Genomic DNA, 22,342 nt, shown 5'->3' with positions numbered 1-22,342 from the left:
CGGGGGTGGGCGATTACGCTGCACGTCATGACCCCCGCCGCCCCCGCCTACCGTCGCCTCAGCGTCGAGGAGCGCCGCAGCCAGCTGCTCGAGGCCGCGCTCTCGCTCTTCGCGCACCGCGTCCCCGAGGACGTCTCGCTGGACGACGTGGCGGAGGCCGCCGGGGTGTCCCGGCCGCTCGTCTACCGGTACTTCCCCGGGGGCAAGCAGCAGCTCTACGAGGCCGCCCTGCGCTCCGCCGCCGAGGAGCTGCACCACTGCTTCGACGAGCCCCGCGAAGGCCCGACCCTCCCCCGCCTCGCCCGCGCCCTCGACCGCTATCTGTCGTTCGTGGGCCGCCATGACGCCGGTTTCAGCGCCCTGCTCCAGGGCGGCAGCGTCGTCGAGACGTCCCGGACGACCGCCATCGTGGACGGTGTGCGGCGGGCCGCCGCCGAGCACATCTACAGCCACCTGGGGGTCCCCGATCCCGGTCCGCGGCTCCGGATGACGGTGCGGATGTGGATCACCGCGGTCGAGGCGGCCTCCCTCATCTGGCTCGACGAGGACAAGCAGCCGCCCGCCGACGAGCTGCGGGACTGGCTGGTCGACCAGTTCGTCGCCGTCCTCACCGTGACCGCGGCGCGGGACGCGCAGACCGCCGAACTGGTCCGGGACGCGCTGGCGACGGAGACCTGATCGACACTGGTGCGGTGAAGAGCGAAGACACCCCCTTCGAGGGCGGCCCCATGGACGGACGGGTACTGCCCGTGCTGCTGGGCCCGACCGGGCACCCGCCGAAGACGTACCGCATCCCCGTTCCCGACGCAGCGGGCGGCCCACCCACCGTGCTGGTCTACCGGCGCGTGCCGCGCGGCCACAGCCGGAAACTCGGACTGCCCCAGGGCTGGAAGTACGAGTTCGCGGCCGAGGACGACCGGGGCGCGGGGAAGTGGAGCGGCCGGCTGGGCGGGCTGAAGTGGCCGTGGTCGAAACCCGGCGCCCAGCCCCGCACCGAGCCCGGCACCGAGCCCGGCGCCGCGCCGGGCGGGCGGCGGGATGACGCCGACGAGTGACCCGGTTGCGCCGAACCGCGCACCTCCAGCGCGCGGGCCGCGCACGCGCGCCTGATGCTCGGCCTACGGGATGGAGGGGCCACCCCGCAGCGGAGGTGATGGCGTGTCAGGAAGACTGCTGTGTCCGGCCGGTACGGTCGCCACGGCGGCGCTCGTCGTGCAGGCCGTCCTGGGCCCCGGGCTCGCCGTGGCGGCTCCGGAGCCCCCGGTGCCGGGCGGACGGACGGTGACGGCACCGCTGACCCCGGCCCCGGAGACGCCGTCGGCGGCCGCGGACGGCCCGGGCGAGGGCTCCGGTGGAGGCTCGGGTGAGCGCTCGGAGGGCGGCTCGGAGGGCGGCTCGGAGGAGGGTTCGCAGGACGGTTCGGGCGGCGAGGAGCGGACCGTCGCCGAGCTTCTGACGGAGCTTCAGCGGCTGTACCAGGAGGCCGAGAAGGCCACCGAGGCCTTCAACGCCACCGAGGAACAGCTGAAGCGGCGGCGGGCCGAGACCGGACGGCTGGACGCCGCCCTGGTGAAGGCCCGCCTCTCCCTGCACCGGAGCCGGGGCGCGGCCGGCCGGCTGGCCCGCCAGCAGTACCAGGGCAGTACCGACATCTCCCCCTACGTACAGCTGCTGCTCGCCCGCGATCCGCAGCACGCCCTCGACCAGGGGCATCTGATCGGCCAGTTGGCGCGCGAACGGGCCGGGACGGTCGGGCGGCTGACGAGCGGCGAACGCCGGGCCGACGAGCTGGCCCGCAAGGCCCGCGCCGCCCTCGACGCCCAGCTCACCCTGGCGGAACGGCGGAAGAAGGAGCGCGACGACGTGACCCGGCGCCTGGCCGACGTCGAGGAGCTCCTCGCCTCCCTCACCGCCGAGCAGCTCACCGCCCTCGCCGACCTGGAACGCGACGGCGTGGCGCGGGAGCAGGAGAAGCTCATGGCGTCCGGTGCGCTCGACGAGGACCACAAGCCGTCGAAGGAGGGCGCGAAGGCGGTGCGGTACGCCGTGCGGCAGATCGGCAAGCCGTACGAGTGGGGCGCGGAAGGCCCGAGGTCGTACGACTGCTCGGGCCTGACCTCCGAGGCCTGGGGGCACGCCGGGACCCCGATCCCGCGGACCAGCGAGGAGCAGTGGGCGCGCCTGCCGAGGATCCCGCTGACGGAACTGCGCCCCGGCGACCTGGTGGTCTACTTCCCCGAGGCCACCCATGTCGCCCTGTACCTGGGCAAGGGCAAGGTGGTCCAGGCGCCGCGAACCGGCGAGCGGGTCAAGATCACCGAGATCGCGGCCCAACCGGTCCTCGGAGCCGTACGCCCGGACGCACCGCCCGCTCAGGCCCCCGCGACGGAACCCAGGTAGGCCGCCGTCTTCTCCGGCTCGTAGAAGAAGTTCTCGAAGTCGGACGGGTCGTTGAACGCGTTGGCGAAACGATCGGCCACGGGCGGCAGCTGACCGGCCGCGCCCAGCAGGTCGACGATGTGCTCCGGCGGCGGGGCCAGCATCGCGTTCGTCCACTTGGTGACGTGCCGGGCCGTGTCCCAGTACCGGTCGAAGGTGGCGCGCATCCACTCCTCGTCGAACTCCTTCTCCCCGCGCTCGAGGATCGAGGAGAGGTACGCGGCCGCGCACTTGGACGCCGAGTTGGAGCCCTGGCCGGTGATCGGGTCGTTGGCGACGACGACGTCGGCGACGCCGAGCACCAGGCCGCCGCCGGGGAGGCGGCCGACGGGGTTGCGGACGGTGGGCGCGTAACGGCCGGCCAGGGTGCCGCCGGCGTCGGTCAGTTCGACCCGGGTGGCCCGCGCGTACTCCCAGGGCGTGAACTTCTCCATGAGCTCCAGGGTCAGGGAGAGGTGCTCCGCCGGGTCCTTGACGCCCTTGAAGACGTCCAGCGGGCCGCCGGGTATGCCCTCCCAGAACAGGATGTCCGCGCGGCCGGAGGTGGTGAGCGTCGGCATGACGAACAGTTCGCCGACGCCGGGGACGAGGTTGCAGCGGACCGCGTCCACGTCCGGGTGCTCCGGGCGGGGGCCCAGTCCGTGCACGTAGGCGACGGCGAGGGCGCGCTGCGGCTCGCTGTAGGGGGAGCGCTCCGGGTCGCGGCCGAACATCTGGACCAGCTCGCCCTTGCCGGCCGAGACGAGGACCAGGTCGTAGGCGCGGGAGAAGTAGTCGAGGTCCGAGACCGCCGCGCCGTGGATCACCAGCTGGCCGCCGCGCTGGGCGAACGTCTCCATCCAGCCGGCCATCTTCACCCGCTGGTCGACGGACTGCGCGTAGCCGTCGAGCCTGCCCAGCCAGTCGATCGCGCGCTGTGCCGGGCCCGGGTCGTGCGAGCCGGGGGCCGCCACCGAGACGCCGAGTCCGCCGATCTTCGGGGCCTGCTGCTCCCAGAAGTTCAGCTGGAGGTCGCGCTCGTGCTGGAGGGCGGTGTGGAACATGCACTGCGTCGACATGACGCGGCCGGAGCGGATCTCGTCCGCCGTCCGGTTCGACATCAGGGTGACCTCGTACCCGTGCGACTGGAGGCCGAGGGCGAGCTGGAGACCGGACTGGCCGGCTCCGACGACGAGTATCTTCCGCATGCGGGGAACTCTCCTTGAAGGGCCTTACTCGGGGGTTTCGTCGAGCGCGTGGCCCACCAGGGCCAGGAGGGTCTCGATCACCGAGATCCGGCGCCGCGCATCCATGATCATGACAGGTATGTGCGCGGAGATCGTCAGCGCCTCCCGCACGTCGGCGGGCTCGAACACCTCGCTGCCGTCGAAGTGGTTGACGGCGACGACGTACGGCAGCCCGCAGCTCTCGAAGTAGTCCAGCGCGGGGAAGCAGTCCTTCAGACGGCGGGTGTCGGCCAGCACGACCGCGCCGATCGCGCCGCGCACCAGGTCGTCCCACATGAACCAGAACCGCTGCTGCCCCGGCGTGCCGAACAGGTAGAGCACCAGGTCGTCGTCGAGGGTGAGCCGGCCGTAGTCCATGGCGACCGTCGTGGTGACCTTCTCCGGAGTGCCGGTGAGGTCGTCGGTCTCCTCGCTGGCCTCGGTCATCAGCGCCTCCGTCTGGAGGGGCTCGATCTCCGAGACGGTGCCCACGAGGGTGGTCTTGCCGACACCGAATCCGCCCGCCACCACGATCTTCGTGGCGATGGGTGCGCGGGTGCGGTCCGTCTGCCAGGGCTGCAGAGGCTCGTCGGGCTCGACGAGGGGGGAGACGCCACGAGCGGCGTCAGAGACGACGGAGTCCACTCAGCACCCTTTCCAGCAGAGCGCGGTCGGGACGGCCCGTACCGTGAGCGGTACCGGTGCCGTACACACGGATCTTTCCCTGGTCCGCGAGGTCGCTGAGGAGCACCCGGACCACGCCGAGCGGCATCTTCAGCAGCGCGGCGATCTCGGCCACCGTGCGCATACGGCGGCACAGTTCGACGATGGCCCGCAGTTCCGGCATGACCGTGGACTTGAGGGAGCCGTTCGTCAGTTCCTTGCGTTCTTCGGGCGCTTCCAGGGCCGCCACGAAGGTCTCCACCAGCAGGACGTGCCCGAAGCGGGTACGGCCGCCGGTGAGCGAGTAGGGGCGCACCCGGGCCGGCCTGCGGTCGCCGCCCCGTACGGGGAGCTTGTGCCGGTCACCCCGGGACTGCTGCGGGACGCCGCTCATCGGACGCCCCCCGTCTCCTCGGACTCCAGTGACTGCCGTAGCTCGCTGCGCAGTTCCGGGGTCAGGACGTGTCCGGCGCGGCCCACGAAGAGGGCCATGTGGTACGCCACCACGCTCATGTCGCAGTCGGCGGAGCCGTGCACGCCGAGGAGCGAGCCGTCGCTGATCGACATGACGAAGAGGCTGCCCTCGTCCATGGCGACCATGGTGTGCCTGACCCCGCCGAACGCCATGAGCTTGGCGGCGCCGATGGTGAGGCTGCCGATGCCCGAGACGATCGTCGCGAGGTCGGCGGCGGAACCGCGCGGGCCGGAGGGTTTCGCCTCGCGGGCCTGACGGGCCTCGAGGTTGCGGCCGGCGTCCGACGACAGCAGGAGCAGGCCGTCCGAGGAGACGACAGCGACGGACTGGATGCCGGGAACCTCCTCCACGAGGTTGGTCAACAGCCAGTGCAGGTTACGGGCTTCACTGCTCAGTCCGAAGGTACTGGGCGCGGTCAACTGCTTGCCTCCTCGACTGTGCCCCCCGTGTCTTCTTCGGCGTGTGCGTGTGCTTCTTGAGCTGTTCTTCGAGCCGCTTCGGGGGACGGGACCTGGTTCTGGCCCGTCCGTTCGGCGATCTCGGCTTCCACGTCGCGGTAGCCGGCCTCCGCCCCCCGGCGGAAACCGCCCAGACGGCGGCGGAGGGCGTCCGCGTCGACGGAACCGGTCCGCTGGCGCGGGGCTTGGGTGGGTGCGGTGATCTTGGGGGTGCGCTTCGGGAGGCCCTTGTCGGTGACGAGTTCCTCCGGGGCGTCCGGCGTGCGGGCGTGTTCCGCCTCGTCCGCGGCGGATCCACCGTCGGACGCGGGTTCGCCGTCGGACGCGGGTTCGCCGTCGGGCGCGGGTTCGCCGTCGGGCGCGGGTGGGCCCGGTGGGGTGTGCTCCCGGTCGGCTGCCGCCGGGGCGGGGACTGCGGCGGCGCTCTGCGCGTCCGCCTCGTCGGTCTCCCCCGCGTCCTCGCCCTGCGGGATCGGCAGGAGCAGTTCCATCGTCGTCTCGGCCGGGGTCTCGGCCGGGACGTGTGCGGTCGTCGGCGTTGGCGACGCGGCCGGGACGTGTGCGGCGGCCGGGATGGGCGTCGCGGCCGGGGTCTCCGACTGCTGCACCGCCCGCTCCGCCAGCGCGACCAGCGGGTCCGCGGACTGCTTGCGGCCCGGCAGGACATTGGAGTTGGCCTCCGCGTCCGCGCCCGGCAGCGAGAAGGACGCGGCGGTGGACGCCGGGCTCGCCGGCGGCGCCGCGGCGGCCGGGGCCGCGGCGAGGAGCGCGGTCGGCAGGACGACGACCGCCGCCACCCCGCCCTGCTTCTGCTCGCGCAGCCGCACCCGCGCCCCGTGCCGGTGGGCGAGCCGGGCCACCACGTACAGGCCGAGGCCGAGTCCCTCCTCGCCCTCCTGGTCGTACGGCGTCTCGGGGTCGAACTCGGCGAGGCGGGCGTTGAGGCGGCTCATCCGGTCCTCGGCCATGCCGATGCCCTCGTCCTGGACGGAGAGCATGACCTCGCCGTTCTCCAGGAGCCAGCCGGAGACCTCGACGGGCAGGTCCGGCGGGGAGAACGAGGTGGCGTTCTCCATGAGTTCGGCCAGCAGGTGGGAGAGGTCGTCCGCGGCGAACCCCGCCACGTGCGCGTGCGGCGGGAGCGTGGAGATGCGCACCCGCTCGTAGCGCTCGATCTCGCTGACGGCCGCGCGGACCACGTCCACCAGCGGGATCGGGCCCGCGTGCTGCTGGACGTGTTCCGTCCCCGCCAGGACCAGCAGATTCTCGCTGTGGCGCCGCATGACCGTGGCGAAGTGGTCGAGCTTGAAGAGCGTGGCCAGCCGGTCGGGGTCCTGCTCGCGCTCCTCCAGCCCCTCGATGACCGCCAGTTGGCGTTCGACGAGGCCCAGGGTGCGCAGGGCGAGGTTGACGAAGGTGCCGCCGATGCTGTCCCGCAGACCGTCCAACTGAGCTGCTGAGTCGGCGAGTTCGGTGCGCAGTTCCTCGCGGGCGTCGGCCATCTTCTGGCGCTGCCCGACGAGGTGCTTGCGATCGGACTCCAGGGTGCCGACGCGCTCGTGGAGCGCCACGGCGTGCTCGTGCAGGGCGTTGACGGAGCGCACGACCTGGGCGAACTCGTCGTTGCGGCCGGTGAACCGGACCGGTTCCTCCGCCGCCGGGTGCTCGGCCTGCGCCAGTCGCGCCGACCCACGGCGCAGCACGGACAGCGGCCGGGTGAGGCTGCGCGCCATGCCGGTGGCGACGACGACCGTCAGCAGCATCAGGGCCCCGAGGAGGGTGACGCGCAGCTCCAGCTCGGTGACGTCGTCGTCCCGCAGCAGGGCCAGGTCCTCGGCGCGGTGGCCGTACAGCGAGGACTCGACCCCGCGCATCAGGTCGACGCGGGCCGAGAGCGCGGCGTCGAGCTTCTTGACGCTGGTGTCGAGTTCGCCGCCGCTCAGCTTCGGCTGGTCGGTGAGGTCGGCGAGGTAGGCCTCGGCGGTGTCGACGTCGCCGCCGGTGACCGTGGAGTCGTACGAGGCCACGGTCTCCTGCGGCGCGCCCTCCCGGAAGTCCGCGAGGGCCGCGTCGGAACGCAGCCGGGCCTGCTGCGCGGCGGCGGTGAGCGCGTCGCGCTGCTTGGTGTCGGCGTCCGAGGAGACCTTCTCGGTGACCGACCGGCCGGTGACGGGGTCGTACGAGGTCTCGGTGCTCGTCGGCACGTTCAGCGCCGCGAGCAGCAGTCCCCGGGTCGCGGAGGCCTGCTGGACGACGGTGTCGAGCTCGGCGAGGGCGTACGCGCCGGAGCCCGCGCGGGGCGGCATCTCCTCCGCCAGCCGGTCGACGAGCACATGGAGAGCGGCGATGGCCCGGGAGTACGCCTCGTGCGTCTGGAGGGCCGTGCTCTTGCCGGTGAGGGCCGACTGGCGCACGGACGGCACGGAGGCGAGGGCCTCGCGCAGCGCCGCGGAGACGTCCGTCCCGGCGGTCAGCTCGCGCACCTGCCGGTCCACCCGGGCGCTGCCCTGGGCGGAGGGCGCCTTGGACTTCACCCGGCCGGCCGCCACATAGGTGGTGACCTCGTCGCGCTCGTCCGCCAGGGACTGGGCGAGAGCGAGGGCGTCCTGGGTCTGTTCGGCGAGGGTGACCAGGTCCTGGGAGTCCTTCAGCTGCCCGGAGGCGGCGAGGATCGAGGGGGCGCCCGCCCCGGCGACGGCGGCGGCGACGACGGCCACCGCGACGATCAGCCGGTTGCGTACGTGGGTCGGACGGCCCTTGCCGACAGGGGTGCGCTCCGCGCCCCCCTCGGAGGCCGTCTGCCTGCCTGTACGCCGAGGCCGCGTCTTCTGCACCGGTGCTCGCATTCCTGACTCGTGTGCCATGGGCCGGAGGTGACGCGCCGTCAACTGGTGCGTACGTCCGGTACGGTTCCCGACCCTCCCAGTGCCGGTGGGCAGGGGCCTCGCATCGCTTGCCCCGCCACCCGAAGGAGTGAACATCGGAGAAGAGTTGGCGGGCAAGTTCCTCTGGCGTGCGCAGCGGCCCTGCACGGCAGGCCGGTTGGACGTGGGCGGCGGGCTTTGACAGTATTCGCCGCCACGTCTTCCCGGAGTGCTTCATTCTTACCCAAAACAGGCGTCTGACCTGCGGTGGCACGTGAGTTCGGGGAGCGATGCCAGCCTTTTGCGAAGGCTGTGAAGGGGTCGTGCAGACTGGCCGGATGCGTACGGAACTTGTGTCGGAGGCCGGCGACCGGGCCCGTCCCAACGAGGACTTCGCGAGTGTCGGACTTCCCGCCTCCGGACAGGGCGGTTCGCTCGTGCTGCTGGACGGGGTGACACCGCCTCCGGGCGGCGCCGGCTGTCTCCATTCGGTCCCCTGGTTCACCGCGCGACTCGGCGGCGCCCTGACCGAACTGACCGTTTCGCTCCCGGATGTTCCACTGGCCGAGGCGCTCGCCCTCGCCATCGCGCGTACCGCCGAGGCCCACGCGGGAGCCTGTGACCTTTCTCACCCACGGACCCCACAGGCCACCGTCGTCCTCGCGCGCTGGTCGCCGCTGACCGTCGAGTACCTGGTCCTGTGCGACGCGACGCTGCTGCTGGCCGCCCCGGACGGCACGGTCACCCCCGTCCGCGACGACCGGCTGGCCCTCCTGCCGCGCGACCTGCTGCGCAGCGCCGAGGTCGTCGACGGCACGCTCCGCAACAAGGAGGGCGGCTTCTTCACGGCCGCGGCCGACCCCGGGGTGGCGGCCCGCGCGATCACGGGGGGCGTGCCGCGCGCGGAGGTCCGCTCCCTGGCCGCGCTGTCGGACGGGGCCACCCGCTGGGCGGAGCTCTTCGGACAGGGCGACTGGACGGAGCTGTTCGACGTCGTCCGGGGGCAGGGGGCCGGGACGCTGGTGGAGCGGGTCCGGGCGCTGGAGCGCGCCGACGCCGACACCGGGCGGGCCCTGCTGGGCCGGGCGAAGACGCACGACGACGCGACGGTGGTGTGCGTGGAGCTGTGACGGCGCCGCCGCCCCCTCGGGGCTATTTCTCCATGCCCCGGTTCAGCTGGTGGAGCAGCCGGGCCAGCTCCGCAACCTCCCGGCGGTCCCAGTCGGAGAAGTGGGTGACGTACCGCTCGCGGCGGGCCTCACGGACCCGGCTCACCCGCGTGCGGCCCTCCTCGGTGAGGTCGACGAGCCAGGCGCGGCCGTCCGCCGGGTCCGGCTCGCGGGCGACCAGCCCCAGTTCCTCCAGGGCGCGCAGCTGACGGGACATGGTGGCCTTGCCGACCCCGATGTAGCCGGCGAGCTCCGTGGCGCGCTGGCGGCCGCACTCCTCCAGCCGGACGAGGAGGCCGTAGGCGGCGGACTCCAGGTCCGGGTGGACCTCGCGGGCCATCTCCCCCTGGTTGGCGCGGGCCCGGCGCAGCAGCACCGTGAGCTCCCGCTCCAGGGAGAGGAACTCCCGGTCGCCCTGCTCCACCCCGCGCGACGACGTGCCGGACCCGCTCTCGCGTCCGTCGTCGTTCGTGTCCTCGTGCACGTCAGCACCCCTGATCTCGCCGGTCGCCGGTCGTCGACGCGGCTCTTCAGTATTTCGCAGGCGGGGACCCGCGGCGCTGCCCAGGCCCCGGCGCGGGTCCGCGGCGGAGCCGGGAAGGCCCGGGCCTCCCTCACGGGACCCGGGCCTTCCCCTTCCGGTCGCGTCCGTCACGCCGCGACCGGAACCTCCGGCGCCGCGCCGTTCGTGGCGGGCGCGAGCGCCAGTTCCAGGACCTGGCGGACGTCGGTGACGGCGTGGACGTCGAGCTTGTCCAGCACCTCCGCCGGGACGTCGTCCAGGTCGGGCTCGTTGCGCTTGGGGATGACGACGGTCGTCACGCCCGCCCGGTGCGCCGCGAGCAGCTTCTGCTTCACCCCGCCGATCGGCAGGACCCGGCCGGTCAGCGAGACCTCGCCGGTCATCGCCACATCCGTGCGGACGAGCCGGCCGGACAGCAGGGACGCGAGGGCCGTCGTCATCGTGACGCCGGCGCTCGGGCCGTCCTTCGGGACCGAGCCCGCCGGGAAGTGGATGTGCACGCCCCGGTCCTTGAGGTCGCCCACCGGCAGCTCCAGTTCGGCGCCGTGACTGCGCAGGAAGCTGAGCGCGATCTGCGCCGACTCCTTCATCACGTCACCGAGCTGACCGGTCAGGGTCAGGCCCGCCGCGCCGGTCTCCGGGTCGGCCAGCGACGCCTCGACGAAGAGGACGTCACCGCCGGCGCCGGTGACCGCGAGACCGGTCGCGACACCGGGCACGGCGGTCCGGCGCTCGGCCGGGTCCTGGGCCGACTCGGGCACGTGGTGCGGCCGGCCGATGAGGGCGCGCAGGTCCTCGTCCCGGACCGTGAACGGCAGCTTCCGCTCACCGAGTTCGTGCTGGGCCGCGACCTTGCGCAGCAGCCGCGCGATGGACCGCTCCAGGGTGCGCACCCCCGCCTCGCGGGTGTACTCGCCGGCGAGCTTGCGCAGCGCGCTCTCGTCGAGGGCCACCTCGTCCTCGTCCAGGCCCGCCCGCTCCAGCTGGCGCGGGAGCAGGTGGTCGCGGGCGATGACGACCTTCTCGTCCTCCGTGTAGCCGTCGAGGCGGACCAGCTCCATCCGGTCGAGCAGGGCCTCCGGGATGGCTTCGAGCACGTTGGCGGTGGCGAGGAACACCACGTCCGACAGGTCGAGCTCGACCTCCAGGTAGTGGTCGCGGAACGTGTGGTTCTGCGCCGGGTCCAGCACCTCCAGCAGGGCGGCCGCCGGGTCGCCCCGGTAGTCGGATCCCACCTTGTCGATCTCGTCGAGGAGCACCACCGGGTTCAGCGACCCGGCCTCCTTGATCGCCCGCACGATGCGGCCGGGCAGCGCGCCGACGTAGGTGCGGCGGTGGCCGCGGATCTCGGCCTCGTCGCGGACGCCGCCGAGGGCGACGCGGACGAACTTGCGGCCCATGGCGTGGGCGACGGACTCGCCGAGGCTGGTCTTGCCGACGCCGGGCGGGCCGACGAGCGCGAGCACGGCGCCGCCGCGCCGTCCGCCCACGACGCCCAGGCCGCGCTCGCCGCGCCGCTTGCGCACCGCGAGGTACTCGGTGATCCGCTCCTTCACGTCGTCGAGGCCGGCGTGCTCGGCGTCGAGGACGGCGCGGGCTCCCTGGATGTCGTAGCGGTCCTCGGTCCGCTCGTTCCACGGCAGTTCGAGGACGGTGTCCAGCCAGGTGCGGATCCAGGAGCCCTCGGGCGACTGGTCGCTGGACCGCTCCAGCTTGTCGACCTCCTTGAGGGCGGCCTCGCGGACCTTCCCGGGCAGGTCGGCGGCCTCGACGCGGGCGCGGTAGTCGTCGGACTCCTCGCCCTCCTGCTCGCCGTTGAGCTCGCGCAGTTCCTTGCGCACGGCCTCCAGCTGGCGCCGCAGGAGGAATTCGCGCTGCTGCTTGTCGACGCCCTCCTGGACGTCCTTGGCGATGGTCTCGGCCACGTCCTGCTCGGCGAGGTGGTCGCGCAGCTGCTGGGTGGCGAGCTTCAGGCGGGCCACCGGGTCGGCGGTCTCCAGGAGCTCCACCTTCTGCTCGGTGGTCAGGAACGGCGAGTAGCCGGAGTTGTCGGCGAGCGCGGAGACGTCGTCGATGGCCTGGACGCGGTCGACGACCTGCCAGGCGCCGCGCTTGCGCAGCCAGGCGGTGGCGAGCGCCTTGTACTCCTTGACGAGTTCGGCGACATGACCGGGCAGCGGCTCGGGAACGGTCCGGTCGACCTTCGTCCCCTCGACCCACAGGGCCGCGCCGGGCCCGGTGGTCCCGGCGCCGATCCGGACCCGGCTGCGGCCGCGGATGAGCGCGCCCGGGTCGCCGTCGGCCAGCCGGCCGACCTGCTCGACGGTGCCGAGGACACCGGTGGCGGCGTAGGCGCCGTCGATGCGCGGGACCAGGAGTACCTGGGGCTTGCCCGGTGTTGAACGGGCTGCGGCCTGGGCGGCTTCCACCGCGGCGCGCACATCGGTGTCGTTGAGGTCCAGCGGAACCACCATGCCGGGGAGCACGACCTCCTCGTCGAGAGGCAGCACGGGCAGGGTGAGCGGAGTGGACGTCGATGCCATGATCTCCCCTTAGGCAGTCAAGTTGAGCTATGCCGACTCAATGCACCTGAGCCATGGAATGTTCCCCACGACCGGACACGTTCGCTGTGGGCGATCACGGCTGTCCCGGCGGGCCGCGTCGGACATACGCTCGTACGTAAGAGGCAAACAAGTTAAGTGCCGCTTACATTTCGTGTCATTCACCTTTTCTCAGGGGGCTCCTGTGGATCGTCTCGTCCGCGCGTGGGTGGAGGGATGGGTCGTGTCGCGGGGTGCGGCTCCACCGGTGGCCGAGCCCTGGGGCTGGTCGGTGGACGTGGGAACGGGCCTCCCTCACGTCACCCGGCAGGTGCTCCGCGCGACGGGCGACGCGGTGACGGAGCCGGTCGTGCGGAAGGTGGCGGGCGCGGTGACCGGGGCCGGGGTCTGGCTGAAGGTGTTCGCCGACCCGGCGGTGGTCGGGCCCTGGCTGGGACCCGGCTGGTGGGTCGACCCCGAGCCCGGCTTCCTGATGACGGCGCCGCTCCCGGACGTCCCGCCCGGCCCCGCCCCCGACGGCTACCGGATCCGCACCTGGTCGCGGGGCGGGGTGACCCGCACCATGATCGCCGCGGCGGACGGCTCGCTCGCCGCGCGCGGGCAGATCGCCCCGACCGGCGCGACGGCGGTCGTCGACCAGGTCGAGACCTCCCCCCGCCACCGCCGGCGCGGGCTCGGCGCCCTCGTCATGCGCACCCTGCAGCACGCGGCGCTCGCCCAGGGCGCCCGGACGGGCGTACTGGGGGCCACCCCGGAGGGGCGGGCACTGTACGAGTCGCTGGGCTGGCGTGTCGAGTCCTCGCTGACCAGCGCCAAGTTCACGGGCGACCCACAGCGGTGACGTCCGGCGGCCGAGAGGGCGCACCCCTCGGTGCCGCACAACGGGGCACGCCCCCCGCGCCCCCTCTCCGTACCCCGCCCACTTCCGGCATTCACCCCGAAGTCGCCCGACGCCGCGACCACAATGCGCGTATGACCGATGACTGGAAGCGACGTCTCGACGCCCTCCACGCCGACCTGGTCCGCCGTGACGACCCCGTCGCGTGGGTCACGGAAGCGGACGCCGTCGACGCATCGCGCCGCTATCCGCACATCGCGCTGCGCGGGCCCGTCTTCGGTGTCGCCGCGCAGGACCGGGCGGCCGCCGAACCGGGCTGGCGGCTGCTGAAGCCGGTGGTGGACGGCATGCCCCAGCAGGCCCGGGACGGGCTCAACTCGCACCTGTGGTTCACGGCGAAGGACGGCACCGACGACCCGGCCGCCCGGCGCGAGCTGCTGGCGGCCGTGGCCGTGCTGGAGCGGGCCCCGGCCGACGAGGTGGAGGCGCTGGGCGTGCGCTACCGGGTGGTGCGCGGCGACGAGTTCGCCCGGAGCGGCGACGGCGGTCTGGAGCCGCCCCGGCCCACCGACCCGGAGCCCGTGAGCCCGTCCTGGGAGGACCCGGGCGCCGCCCCCTCGCCCGACGTGGGCTACGTCCTGGACCCCGACCGGGACGAGGGCCCGATGGCGGGCGCCCTCCGGCTGGGTCTGCGCGACTTCACGTACACCGGCGCCCGCTTCCCCGCCGACGTGCGCGCGGACTCCGAGTGGGCGGCCCGGACGCACCCGGACGTGGTGCGGCTGCCCGTCGGCTACTCGGTGGCCGAACGCGACGGGTCCGGCTGGACGCCGTGCGGCTCCCTGGCGTCGACCCCGCACGAGGCGCGCCGCTCGCTGTACGAGGGCATGGCCCGCGTCTGGGCGATGCTCTACCGCTTCGACGAGCGCAAGAAGGCCCTGTACGCGCGGGCCGCGGAGGCGTTCCGGGCGGCCGGGCGGGCCGACGAGGCGAGCGTCGAGGACCGCCTGTTCCGGATCTGCCGCGTCGAGCGGATGGTCCGCCTGGGCCCCGACGGCCCCGAGCCGCCCCGCCCGTCGGACCTCGACGAGTACGGCCCCATGAAGCTCCACCCGACCCTGCTCACGGACGGCACGGTCCAGTACGACGACTGACCGGGGTCACCCGGCGCCGACCCGCCGCCGGAACGCGGTTCGGCGACCGGAGCACCGTCCAGCGGCCGAGGTGCCGTCCAGCGGACGGGACGCGGTCAAGCAGCCGGAGCCCCGCCCCGGGGACGGGAGGCCGCCCGGGCCCGCGGCAGGCGCCGCAGCCACGGCCAGGTGCCGACGCCGATCACCAGCGCGATCAGGTGCCCCCAGTTCGTCATCGGGTCGGTGAAGGCGATCAGGTCCTGGAGCAGCATCCCGCCGAAGGCGGCGAGCAGCGGCCGGCGCAGCCACGGCCCGAGCAGGCCCGCCAGCGCGCCCACGCTCGCGGCGACGCCGAAGCTGATGCCGTAGTCGAGGCGGTGCAGCGAACTGTCGGGCAACCGGCCGGCGAGCACGGCCAGACCCACCGGGACCTCGGTCGCGAGGGTGGCCAGCACATGCCCGAGCAGGAACACGACGGCCGTGCGGGCGCCGCCTATGCGCCGCTCCAGCGTCACCAGGACGGCCAGGAATCCGAGCGTGAAGGGAGAGGCGAAGCCGCCCGCCACCCACAGCGCGCTGGCCAGCAGCACCAGCACGGGTGTCCGCACCAGATGCGCGACGTCGGTGCTGGAGCCCTGGTGCAGGGTGTGCACGAGGCCGGGTCCGGCGTGCGCGGTGACGTACGAGGTGACGGCGAGGACGGCCGCGTAGGCGAGGGTGAAGGGAGCGGGGATCCGGCACCGGCGGCGGGTGGCCGCCCCGGCGGACGGTCCGACGGGCGATGCGGCGGGCGATGCGACGGACGGCCCGGCCGGCGTTCCGGCGGAGGGCTCGACAGGCGATACGGCGGAGGGCTCGACGAGCGGGTCGGGCGGCACGACGGGCGGCTCGGGGCGAGGCGGGGTGCGCTGGCCCGGGATGCCGTCCAGCAGCCCGGACGCGTCGGGCGGGGACGGGCTCGTGGGCGCTGCCGTGCGTTCCACCGTGAGGCGCTCCTTCCGTTGCACCCCACCCTTCGCGCCGTGCCGGTCCGCTGTCTGTGACCGACGCCACGCCTGGGCCGATTCACAGAAAGCTCCGATACTTCTCCCAGCCGTTCCGAACCGATGTGCGTCAACCTCATCCCGCGCCCACGGAAATCCCTCAACAAACCGTCAGGGAAATGCCAGGATGGGCCGATGCCCATCCCGTACGACATCCCCGACGCGCCCGAGGTGCTGGACCGTCGCGAGGGCCCCTACGGTGAGGTCGTCCTGCGCCGGCACGGGGAGTTGCTCCAGATCATCGCCAACGGCTGCTTCCTGATGGACACCTCGGACGGCCGCTCGGAACGGCTCCTGGTCGACGCCGCGCTCTCCGCGCTGGACGACCGCCCCTCGCCCGCGCTGCTGATCGGCGGCCTCGGCGTCGGCTTCTCGCTCGCGCACGCCGCCGCCGATCCGCGCTGGGGCGGCGTCACGGTCGTGGAGCGCGAGCGCGCCGTCATCGACTGGCATCTCGACGGCCCGCTGGCCGCCGTCTCCGGGGAGGCGCTCGCCGATCCCCGGACGAAGATCGTCGCAGCGGATCTGCTCGACTACGTCAATGAGACATGCGACACGTTCGACGCGGTGTGCCTCGACATCGACAACGGACCCGACTGGACCGTCACCGAAGGCAACGAAAGCCTCTATTCGACGGCCGGACTCGCAAGCTGCGCCCGGGTGTTGAGACCCGGTGGGGTGCTGGCCGTATGGTCGGCCCGGCCCTCTCCGGAATTCGAGGGAACCATGGGGAATGCCGGGTTCCAACAGGTGCGTACCGAAGAGATCCCGGTTGCCCGAGGCGTGCCGGACGTCGTCCACCTCGCCGTCCGACCTGGATAGCAAACCCGTGGTGACTCCCCGTACGCTGCACCCCTGACGCCGATCATTTACGCGTCAACCGCAGTCATGCGCAGACAAGGGATCACCCCACTGGTTCCGGAAAGCACACTCAGGGGCGGGCGATGGAGCAGACACACACCGCACACAACAGCACGGCGACGGCGACGCCGGGCGCGCAGCGGCGCGTCCTGGTCGTCGAGGACGACCCGACGATCGTCGACGCCATCGCGGCCCGCCTGCGCGCCGAGGGATTCCTCGTGCAAACGGCGGGCGACGGCCCGGCGGCCGTCGACACCGCCGAGGCCTGGCAGCCCGATCTGCTGATCCTCGACATCATGCTGCCCGGCTTCGACGGTCTGGAGGTCTGCCGTCGTGTGCAGGCCGCCCGTCCGGTGCCGGTGCTCATGCTCACCGCGCGCGACGACGAGACCGACATGCTGGTCGGGCTCGGCGTGGGCGCCGACGACTACATGACCAAGCCGTTCTCCATGCGGGAGCTGGCGGCACGCGTGCACGTGCTGCTGCGCCGGGTGGAGCGGGCCGCGATCGCGGCGACGACCCCGCGCAGCGGGATCCTGCGGCTCGGCGAGCTCGAGATCGACCACGCGCAGCGCCGGGTGCGGGTGCGCTCGGAGGACGTGCATCTCACGCCGACCGAGTTCGACCTGCTGGTCTGCCTGGCGAACACCCCGCGCGCGGTGCTCTCCCGTGAGCAGCTCCTCGCGGAGGTCTGGGACTGGGCGGACGCCTCCGGCACCCGTACCGTCGACAGCCACATCAAGGCGCTGCGGCGGAAGATCGGCGCCGAGCGGATCCGCACGGTGCACGGCGTGGGCTACGCGCTGGAGACCCCGACGCCATGAGCCCCGGGCCGGACGGACCGAGAAGCCCCGGGGAACCCTGGGGCCGTGTACGCCCGTTCTCGATCAAGACCAAGCTGGGTGCGCTCGTCGTCATCTCGGTACTGATCACCACGGGTCTGTCGATGATCGCGGTGCACACCAAGACGGAGCTCCGCTTCATCACGGTCTTCTCGATGATCGCCACACTGCTGATCACGCAGTTCGTGGCGCATTCGCTCACCGCCCCGCTGGACGAGATGAACACGGTCGCCCGGTCCATCTCGCACGGCGACTACACCCGCCGGGTGAGCGAGAACCGCCGCGACGAGCTGGGCGACCTGGCCCAGACGATCAATGTCATGGCGGACGAGCTGGAGGCGCAGGACCGGCAGCGCAAGGAGCTCGTGGCCAACGTCTCGCACGAGCTGCGCACGCCCATCGCCGGCCTGCGCGCCGTCCTGGAGAACGTCGTCGACGGCATCGCCGAGGCGGACCCCGAGACGATGCGCACCGCCCTGAAGCAGACGGAGCGGCTCGGGCGCCTGGTGGAGACGCTGCTGGACCTGTCCCGCCTCGACAACGGCGTCGTCCCGCTGCGCAAGCGGCGCTTCGAGGTGTGGCCGTACCTGTCCGGGGTGCTGAAGGAGGCCAACATGGTCGCCTCGGCGCGCGCCACGATGGGCTCGGGCGGCAACCACACGCGCACCGACGTCCATCTGCACCTGGACGTGTCCCCGCCGGAGCTGACCGCGCACGCGGACCCGGAGCGCATCCACCAGGTCGTCGCGAACCTGATCGACAACGCGGTCAAGCACAGCCCGCCGCACGGACGGGTGACCGTGAAGGCGCGGCGCGGGCCGCTGCCGGAGTCGCTGGAGCTCGAGGTCCTGGACGAGGGGCCCGGCATCCCGCGCTCGGAGTGGCGCCGGGTGTTCGAGCGCTTCAACCGCGGAGCCGTCCGCCGGCCGCACGGCCCGGGCAGCGACGGGGGCACGGGGCTGGGGCTGGCGATCGCCCGCTGGGCGGTCGATCTTCACGGCGGCCGGATCGGCGTGGCCGAATCCGAGCGGGGCTGCCGGATTCTTGTCACTCTTCCGGGAGAGTTTTCCGTCCCAAGTTGACGTAAAGTTCGCACCGGAGCCACAAGATCCACCGGCGTCCGCGCAGCCGGACACGTGTGATCAGGCAGCGGACCGTCCCAGGTCGGCACGGGTCCGCACGCTCGGCGTGCGCGACCTGCATCAACGCACCCCTTTTGACGCGCAACCGCGCTTGTTTCCCGCCATTTACAGCCGCGAAACGCTCTTTCCGATGTGACTTACGCGACGATGCACCGGCCCGGCCTGACCTTCCCCCTCCAGGGGGCGTAGCCTTTATTCCCGCTGTCCATCACCTTGTGAAGCGGAAGAGGGCGGTTGCCGCCGTGTCGCCACAGTCCCCCAGTAACGCATCGAGCATCTCGACCGACGCAGACCAAGCGGGCAAGAATCCCGCTGCCGCGTTCGGGCCGAACGAGTGGCTCGTCGATGAGATCTATCAGCAGTACCTCCAGGACCCGAACTCGGTAGACCGTGCCTGGTGGGACTTCTTCGCCGACTACAAGCCGGGGGCCGCCACTCCCCCGGCTCCGGCGGGTACTGCGGCCGCGGGGGCCGCAGCGACCACCACGCCCCCTGCGCCCGCCGCACCGGCCGCTCCGGCCCAGGCGGCGCCCGCTGCTCCGGCAGCCGCCGCCCAGGCTCCCGCGCAGGCCGCCGCCCCGAAGCCCGCGGCAGCCGCTCCGGCCGCCGCCCAGGCTCCGGCGAAGGCGGCCCCGGCAGCCAAGCCGGCCGCCGCGAAGCCCGCGCCCGCCGCCGCCCCGGCCACGCCTGCGCAGGGTCCCGAGTTCGTGACGCTGCGCGGCCCCGCCGCCGCGGTCGCCAAGAACATGAACGCCTCGCTGGAGCTGCCCACGGCCACGTCCGTGCGCGCCGTCCCGGTGAAGCTGCTGTTCGACAACCGCATCGTCATCAACAACCACCTCAAGCGCGCCCGGGGCGGGAAGATCTCCTTCACGCACCTGATCGGCTTCGCGATGGTGCAGGCCATCAAGGCCATGCCGTCGATGAACTGGCACTACGCGGAGAAGGACGGGAAGCCCACCCTCGTCAAGCCGCCGCACGTCAACTTCGGCCTGGCCATCGACCTGGTGAAGCCCAACGGCGACCGCCAGCTCGTCGTGGCCGGCATCAAGAAGGCCGAGACGCTGAACTTCTTCGAGTTCTGGCAGGCCTACGAGGACATCGTCCGCCGCGCCCGCGACGGCAAGCTGACGATGGACGACTTCACCGGCGTCACGGTCTCCCTGACCAACCCCGGCGGCCTCGGCACCGTGCACTCCGTGCCGCGTCTGATGCCCGGCCAGTCGGTGATCATGGGCGTCGGCTCCATGGACTACCCGGCGGAGTTCCAGGGCACCAGCCAGGACACCCTGAACAAGCTCGGCATCTCGAAGGTCATGACGCTCACGTCGACCTACGACCACCGGGTCATCCAGGGCGCCGCCTCCGGCGAGTTCCTGCGCGTCGTCGCCAACTTCCTGCTCGGGGAGAACGGCTTCTACGACGAGATCTTCGAGGCGCTGCGCATCCCCTACGAGCCGGTCCGCTGGCTCAAGGACATCGACGCCAGCCACGACGACGACGTCACCAAGGCCGCCCGGGTCTTCGAGCTGATCCACTCCTACCGGGTCCGCGGCCACGTCATGGCCGACACCGACCCGCTGGAGTACCGCCAGCGCAAGCACCCCGACCTGGACATCACCGAGCACGGCCTCACCCTGTGGGACCTCGAGCGCGAGTTCGCGGTCGGCGGCTTCGCGGGCAAGTCCCTGATGAAGCTGCGCGACATCCTCGGCGTGCTGCGCGACTCGTACTGCCGCACCACGGGCGTCGAGTTCATGCACATCCAGGACCCGAAGCAGCGCCGCTGGATCCAGGACCGCATCGAGCGCGCCCACAGCAAGCCGGAGCGCGAGGAGCAGCTGCGCATCCTGCGCCGGCTGAACGCGGCGGAGGCCTTCGAGACCTTCCTGCAGACGAAGTACGTCGGCCAGAAGCGCTTCTCCCTGGAGGGTGGCGAGTCCGTCATCCCGCTGCTCGACGCGGTGCTGGACAGCGCGGCCGAGTCGCGGCTGGACGAGGTCGTCATCGGCATGGCCCACCGCGGCCGCCTGAACGTCCTCGCGAACATCGTCGGCAAGTCGTACGCGCAGATCTTCCGCGAGTTCGAGGGCAACCTCGACCCGAAGTCGATGCACGGCTCCGGCGACGTGAAGTACCACCTGGGCGCCGAGGGGACCTTCACGGGCCTGGACGGCGAGCAGATCAAGGTCTCGCTGGCCGCCAACCCGTCCCACCTGGAGACGGTCGACCCGGTCATCGAGGGCATCGCCCGCGCCAAGCAGGACATCATCAACAAGGGCGGCACGGACTTCACCGTCCTGCCGGTCGCCCTGCACGGCGACGCGGCCTTCGCGGGCCAGGGCGTGGTGGCCGAGACCCTGAACATGTCGCAGCTGCGCGGTTACCGCACGGGCGGCACGGTCCACATCGTCATCAACAACCAGGTCGGCTTCACCGCCGCCCCGGAGTCCTCGCGCTCGTCGATGTACGCCACGGACGTGGCACGCATGATCGAGGCCCCGATCTTCCACGTGAACGGCGACGACCCGGAGGCCGTGGTCCGCGTCGCGCGGCTGGCCTTCGAGTTCCGCCAGGCGTTCAACAAGGACGTGGTGATCGACCTCATCTGCTACCGCCGTCGCGGTCACAACGAGTCGGACAACCCGGCCTTCACCCAGCCGCTGATGTACGACCTGATCGACAAGAAGCGCTCGGTGCGCAAGCTCTACACCGAGTCCCTCATCGGTCGCGGCGACATCACCCTGGAAGAGGCCGAGCAGGCGCTCCAGGACTACCAGGGCCAGCTGGAGAAGGTCTTCACGGAGGTCCGCGAGGCCACCGCGCAGCCCGCCGCCGGCGACGCCCACGAGCCGCAGGACAACTTCCCCGTGGCGGTGAACACCGCCGTCTCCGCGGAGGTCGTCAAGCGCATCGCCGAGTCCCAGGTCAACATCCCGGACTCCTTCCACGTCCACCCGCGCCTGCTGCCGCAGCTCCAGCGCCGGGCGACGATGGTCGAGGACGGCACGATCGACTGGGGCATGGGCGAGACGCTGGCCGTCGGCTCGCTGCTGCTGGAGGGCACCCCGGTCCGGCTGTCCGGCCAGGACTCGCAGCGCGGCACCTTCGGCCAGCGCCACGCGGTGCTGATCGACCGCGAGACGGGCGAGGAGCACACCCCGCTCCAGTACCTCAACGACGAGCAGGCCCGCTACAACGTCTACAACTCCCTCCTCTCCGAGTACGCGGTGATGGGCTTCGAGTACGGTTACTCGCTGGCCCGCCCCGACGCGCTCGTGATGTGGGAGGCGCAGTTCGGCGACTTCGTCAACGGCGCGCAGACCGTGGTCGACGAGTACATCTCGGCGGCCGAGCAGAAGTGGGGCCAGACGAGCGGTGTCACGCTCCTCCTCCCCCACGGCTACGAGGGCCAGGGCCCGGACCACTCCTCGGCCCGTGTCGAGCGCTTCCTCCAGCTCTGCGCCCAGAACAACATGACGGTCGCGATGCCCACGCTCCCGTCGAACTACTTCCACCTCCTGCGGTGGCAGGTGCACAACCCGCACCACAAGCCGCTGGTCGTCTTCACCCCGAAGTCGATGCTGCGCCTCAAGGCCGCCGCGTCGAAGGCGGAGGAGTTCACGAGCGGCCAGTTCCGCCCGGTCATCGGCGACTCGTCGATCACCGACCCGGCGGCCGTGAAGAAGGTCGTCTTCTGCGCCGGCAAGGTCTACTACGACCTGGACGCCGAGCGTCAGAAGCGCGGCGTCACGGACACGGCGATCATCCGCCTCGAGCGGCTGTACCCGCTGCCGGGCGCCGAGGTCCAGGCGGAGGTCAACAAGTACCCCAACGCCGAGAAGTACCTCTGGACCCAGGAGGAGCCGGCCAACCAGGGCGCCTGGCCGTTCATCGCCCTGAACCTGATCGACCACCTGGACCTCGCGGTCGGCGCGGACGTGCCGCACGGCGAGCGCCTGCGCCGCATCTCGCGCCCGCACGGCTCGTCCCCGGCGGTCGGCTCGGCCAAGCGGCACCAGGCGGAGCAGGAGCAGCTGGTCCGTGAGGTGTTCGAGGCCTGAGCCTCGGAACCACCTGACGTACCCGTCGGACCCGGCCGTCCGACGCAGTCCGACGGCGAAGG

General features: G+C 72.3%; 18 protein-coding genes. 10 read left to right on the top strand and 8 right to left on the bottom strand.

The features are described 5' to 3' along the window. Positions 1–27 precede the first annotated feature (27 nt). The 3 genes from J2X68_RS17435 (at position 28) to J2X68_RS17425 (ending at position 2,400) form a co-directional block, all read left to right on the top strand. On the top strand, positions 28–678 hold the full coding sequence (locus tag J2X68_RS17435; protein ID WP_310433461.1) for a helix-turn-helix domain-containing protein: 651 nt from the start codon (positions 28–30) through the stop codon (positions 676–678). A gap of 14 nt (positions 679–692) precedes the next feature. Beyond that, positions 693–1,055, top strand: coding sequence for a hypothetical protein (locus J2X68_RS17430; RefSeq protein WP_310433460.1), 363 nt, complete (start codon positions 693–695; stop codon positions 1,053–1,055). 103 nt (positions 1,056–1,158) lie between these two features. After that, positions 1,159–2,400 carry an NlpC/P60 family protein gene (locus J2X68_RS17425; RefSeq protein WP_310433459.1) on the top strand — a complete coding sequence of 414 codons (1,242 nt, stop codon included), beginning with the start codon at positions 1,159–1,161 and terminating at the stop codon, positions 2,398–2,400. Here the strand turns inward: J2X68_RS17425 and J2X68_RS17420 are convergent. The 5 genes from J2X68_RS17420 to J2X68_RS17400 are packed head-to-tail and all read right to left on the bottom strand — an operon-like array spanning position 2,373 to position 8,074. Next, positions 2,373–3,626: a styrene monooxygenase/indole monooxygenase family protein gene (locus tag J2X68_RS17420; RefSeq protein ID WP_310433458.1), complete on the bottom strand. Its 1,254-nt coding sequence runs from the start codon at positions 3,624–3,626 to the stop codon at positions 2,373–2,375. The two genes, J2X68_RS17425 and J2X68_RS17420, sit on opposite strands and share 28 nt — an antisense overlap. Before the next feature lie 24 nt (positions 3,627–3,650). After that, on the bottom strand, positions 3,651–4,289 hold the full coding sequence (locus J2X68_RS17415; RefSeq protein WP_310433457.1) for an ATP/GTP-binding protein: 639 nt from the start codon (positions 4,287–4,289) through the stop codon (positions 3,651–3,653). Then, positions 4,270–4,701 carry a DUF742 domain-containing protein gene (locus J2X68_RS17410; protein WP_310433456.1) on the bottom strand — a complete coding sequence of 144 codons (432 nt, stop codon included), beginning with the start codon at positions 4,699–4,701 and terminating at the stop codon, positions 4,270–4,272. The genes J2X68_RS17415 and J2X68_RS17410 overlap by 20 nt, the downstream gene beginning before the upstream one ends. Continuing rightward, entirely contained in the window at positions 4,698–5,201 is a 504-nt protein-coding gene (locus J2X68_RS17405; RefSeq protein WP_310433455.1) for a roadblock/LC7 domain-containing protein, read from the bottom strand. The genes J2X68_RS17410 and J2X68_RS17405 overlap by 4 nt, the downstream gene beginning before the upstream one ends. After that, on the bottom strand, positions 5,198–8,074 hold the full coding sequence (locus J2X68_RS17400) for a nitrate- and nitrite sensing domain-containing protein (protein ID WP_310433454.1): 2,877 nt from the start codon (positions 8,072–8,074) through the stop codon (positions 5,198–5,200). The genes J2X68_RS17405 and J2X68_RS17400 overlap by 4 nt, the downstream gene beginning before the upstream one ends. Before the next feature lie 368 nt (positions 8,075–8,442). On the opposite strand from J2X68_RS17400, the gene J2X68_RS17395 reads away from it, so the two are divergent. Further along, positions 8,443–9,234, top strand: coding sequence for a hypothetical protein (locus tag J2X68_RS17395; RefSeq protein ID WP_310433453.1), 792 nt, complete (start codon positions 8,443–8,445; stop codon positions 9,232–9,234). Positions 9,235–9,256: 22 nt separating this feature from the next. Here the strand turns inward: J2X68_RS17395 and J2X68_RS17390 are convergent, their stop codons facing one another. Together J2X68_RS17390 and lon are read right to left on the bottom strand one after the other, a co-directional pair. Beyond that, positions 9,257–9,757, bottom strand: coding sequence for a MarR family transcriptional regulator (locus tag J2X68_RS17390; protein WP_310433452.1), 501 nt, complete (start codon positions 9,755–9,757; stop codon positions 9,257–9,259). Between the two features lie 167 nt (positions 9,758–9,924). Continuing rightward, entirely contained in the window at positions 9,925–12,339 is a 2,415-nt protein-coding gene (gene lon, locus J2X68_RS17385) for an endopeptidase La (RefSeq protein WP_310433451.1), read from the bottom strand. 202 nt (positions 12,340–12,541) lie between these two features. Here lon and J2X68_RS17380 point away from each other — a divergent pair, with 202 nt between their 5' ends. Further along, positions 12,542–13,198: a GNAT family N-acetyltransferase gene (locus tag J2X68_RS17380; protein ID WP_310433450.1), complete on the top strand. Its 657-nt coding sequence runs from the start codon at positions 12,542–12,544 to the stop codon at positions 13,196–13,198. 131 nt (positions 13,199–13,329) lie between these two features. Continuing rightward, positions 13,330–14,349, top strand: coding sequence for a DUF5954 family protein (locus J2X68_RS17375; protein ID WP_310433449.1), 1,020 nt, complete (start codon positions 13,330–13,332; stop codon positions 14,347–14,349). A gap of 95 nt (positions 14,350–14,444) precedes the next feature. Here the strand turns inward: J2X68_RS17375 and J2X68_RS17370 are convergent, their stop codons facing one another. Then, a complete protein-coding gene (locus J2X68_RS17370) occupies positions 14,445–15,311 on the bottom strand; it encodes a rhomboid-like protein (protein ID WP_310433448.1) in 867 nt (288 codons plus the stop codon). Positions 15,312–15,506: 195 nt separating this feature from the next. Between J2X68_RS17370 and J2X68_RS17365 the strand changes: the two genes are divergently transcribed. The 4 genes from J2X68_RS17365 to J2X68_RS17350 all read left to right on the top strand — a co-directional run bounded on the left by J2X68_RS17365 (position 15,507) and on the right by J2X68_RS17350 (position 22,280). Beyond that, positions 15,507–16,193: a spermidine synthase gene (locus J2X68_RS17365; protein ID WP_310433447.1), complete on the top strand. Its 687-nt coding sequence runs from the start codon at positions 15,507–15,509 to the stop codon at positions 16,191–16,193. Between the two features lie 122 nt (positions 16,194–16,315). Continuing rightward, positions 16,316–17,056, top strand: coding sequence for a response regulator transcription factor (locus tag J2X68_RS17360; protein ID WP_310433446.1), 741 nt, complete (start codon positions 16,316–16,318; stop codon positions 17,054–17,056). Continuing rightward, the gene (locus tag J2X68_RS17355) at positions 17,053–18,156 is read left to right on the top strand and encodes an ATP-binding protein (protein ID WP_310433445.1); all 1,104 of its coding nucleotides are present in this window, start codon (positions 17,053–17,055) and stop codon (positions 18,154–18,156) included. Before J2X68_RS17360 ends, J2X68_RS17355 begins: the two co-directional genes overlap by 4 nt. A gap of 302 nt (positions 18,157–18,458) precedes the next feature. Next, positions 18,459–22,280: a multifunctional oxoglutarate decarboxylase/oxoglutarate dehydrogenase thiamine pyrophosphate-binding subunit/dihydrolipoyllysine-residue succinyltransferase subunit gene (locus J2X68_RS17350; RefSeq protein WP_310433444.1), complete on the top strand. Its 3,822-nt coding sequence runs from the start codon at positions 18,459–18,461 to the stop codon at positions 22,278–22,280. The last annotated feature ends 62 nt before the right edge of the window (positions 22,281–22,342 follow it).

The sequence above is a fragment of the Streptomyces sp. 3330 genome, assembly GCF_031456635.1.
In the GTDB taxonomy this organism is placed as follows: Bacteria; Actinomycetota; Actinomycetes; order Streptomycetales; family Streptomycetaceae; genus Streptomyces.
This window is presented reverse-complemented; position numbering and strand designations above follow the sequence as displayed.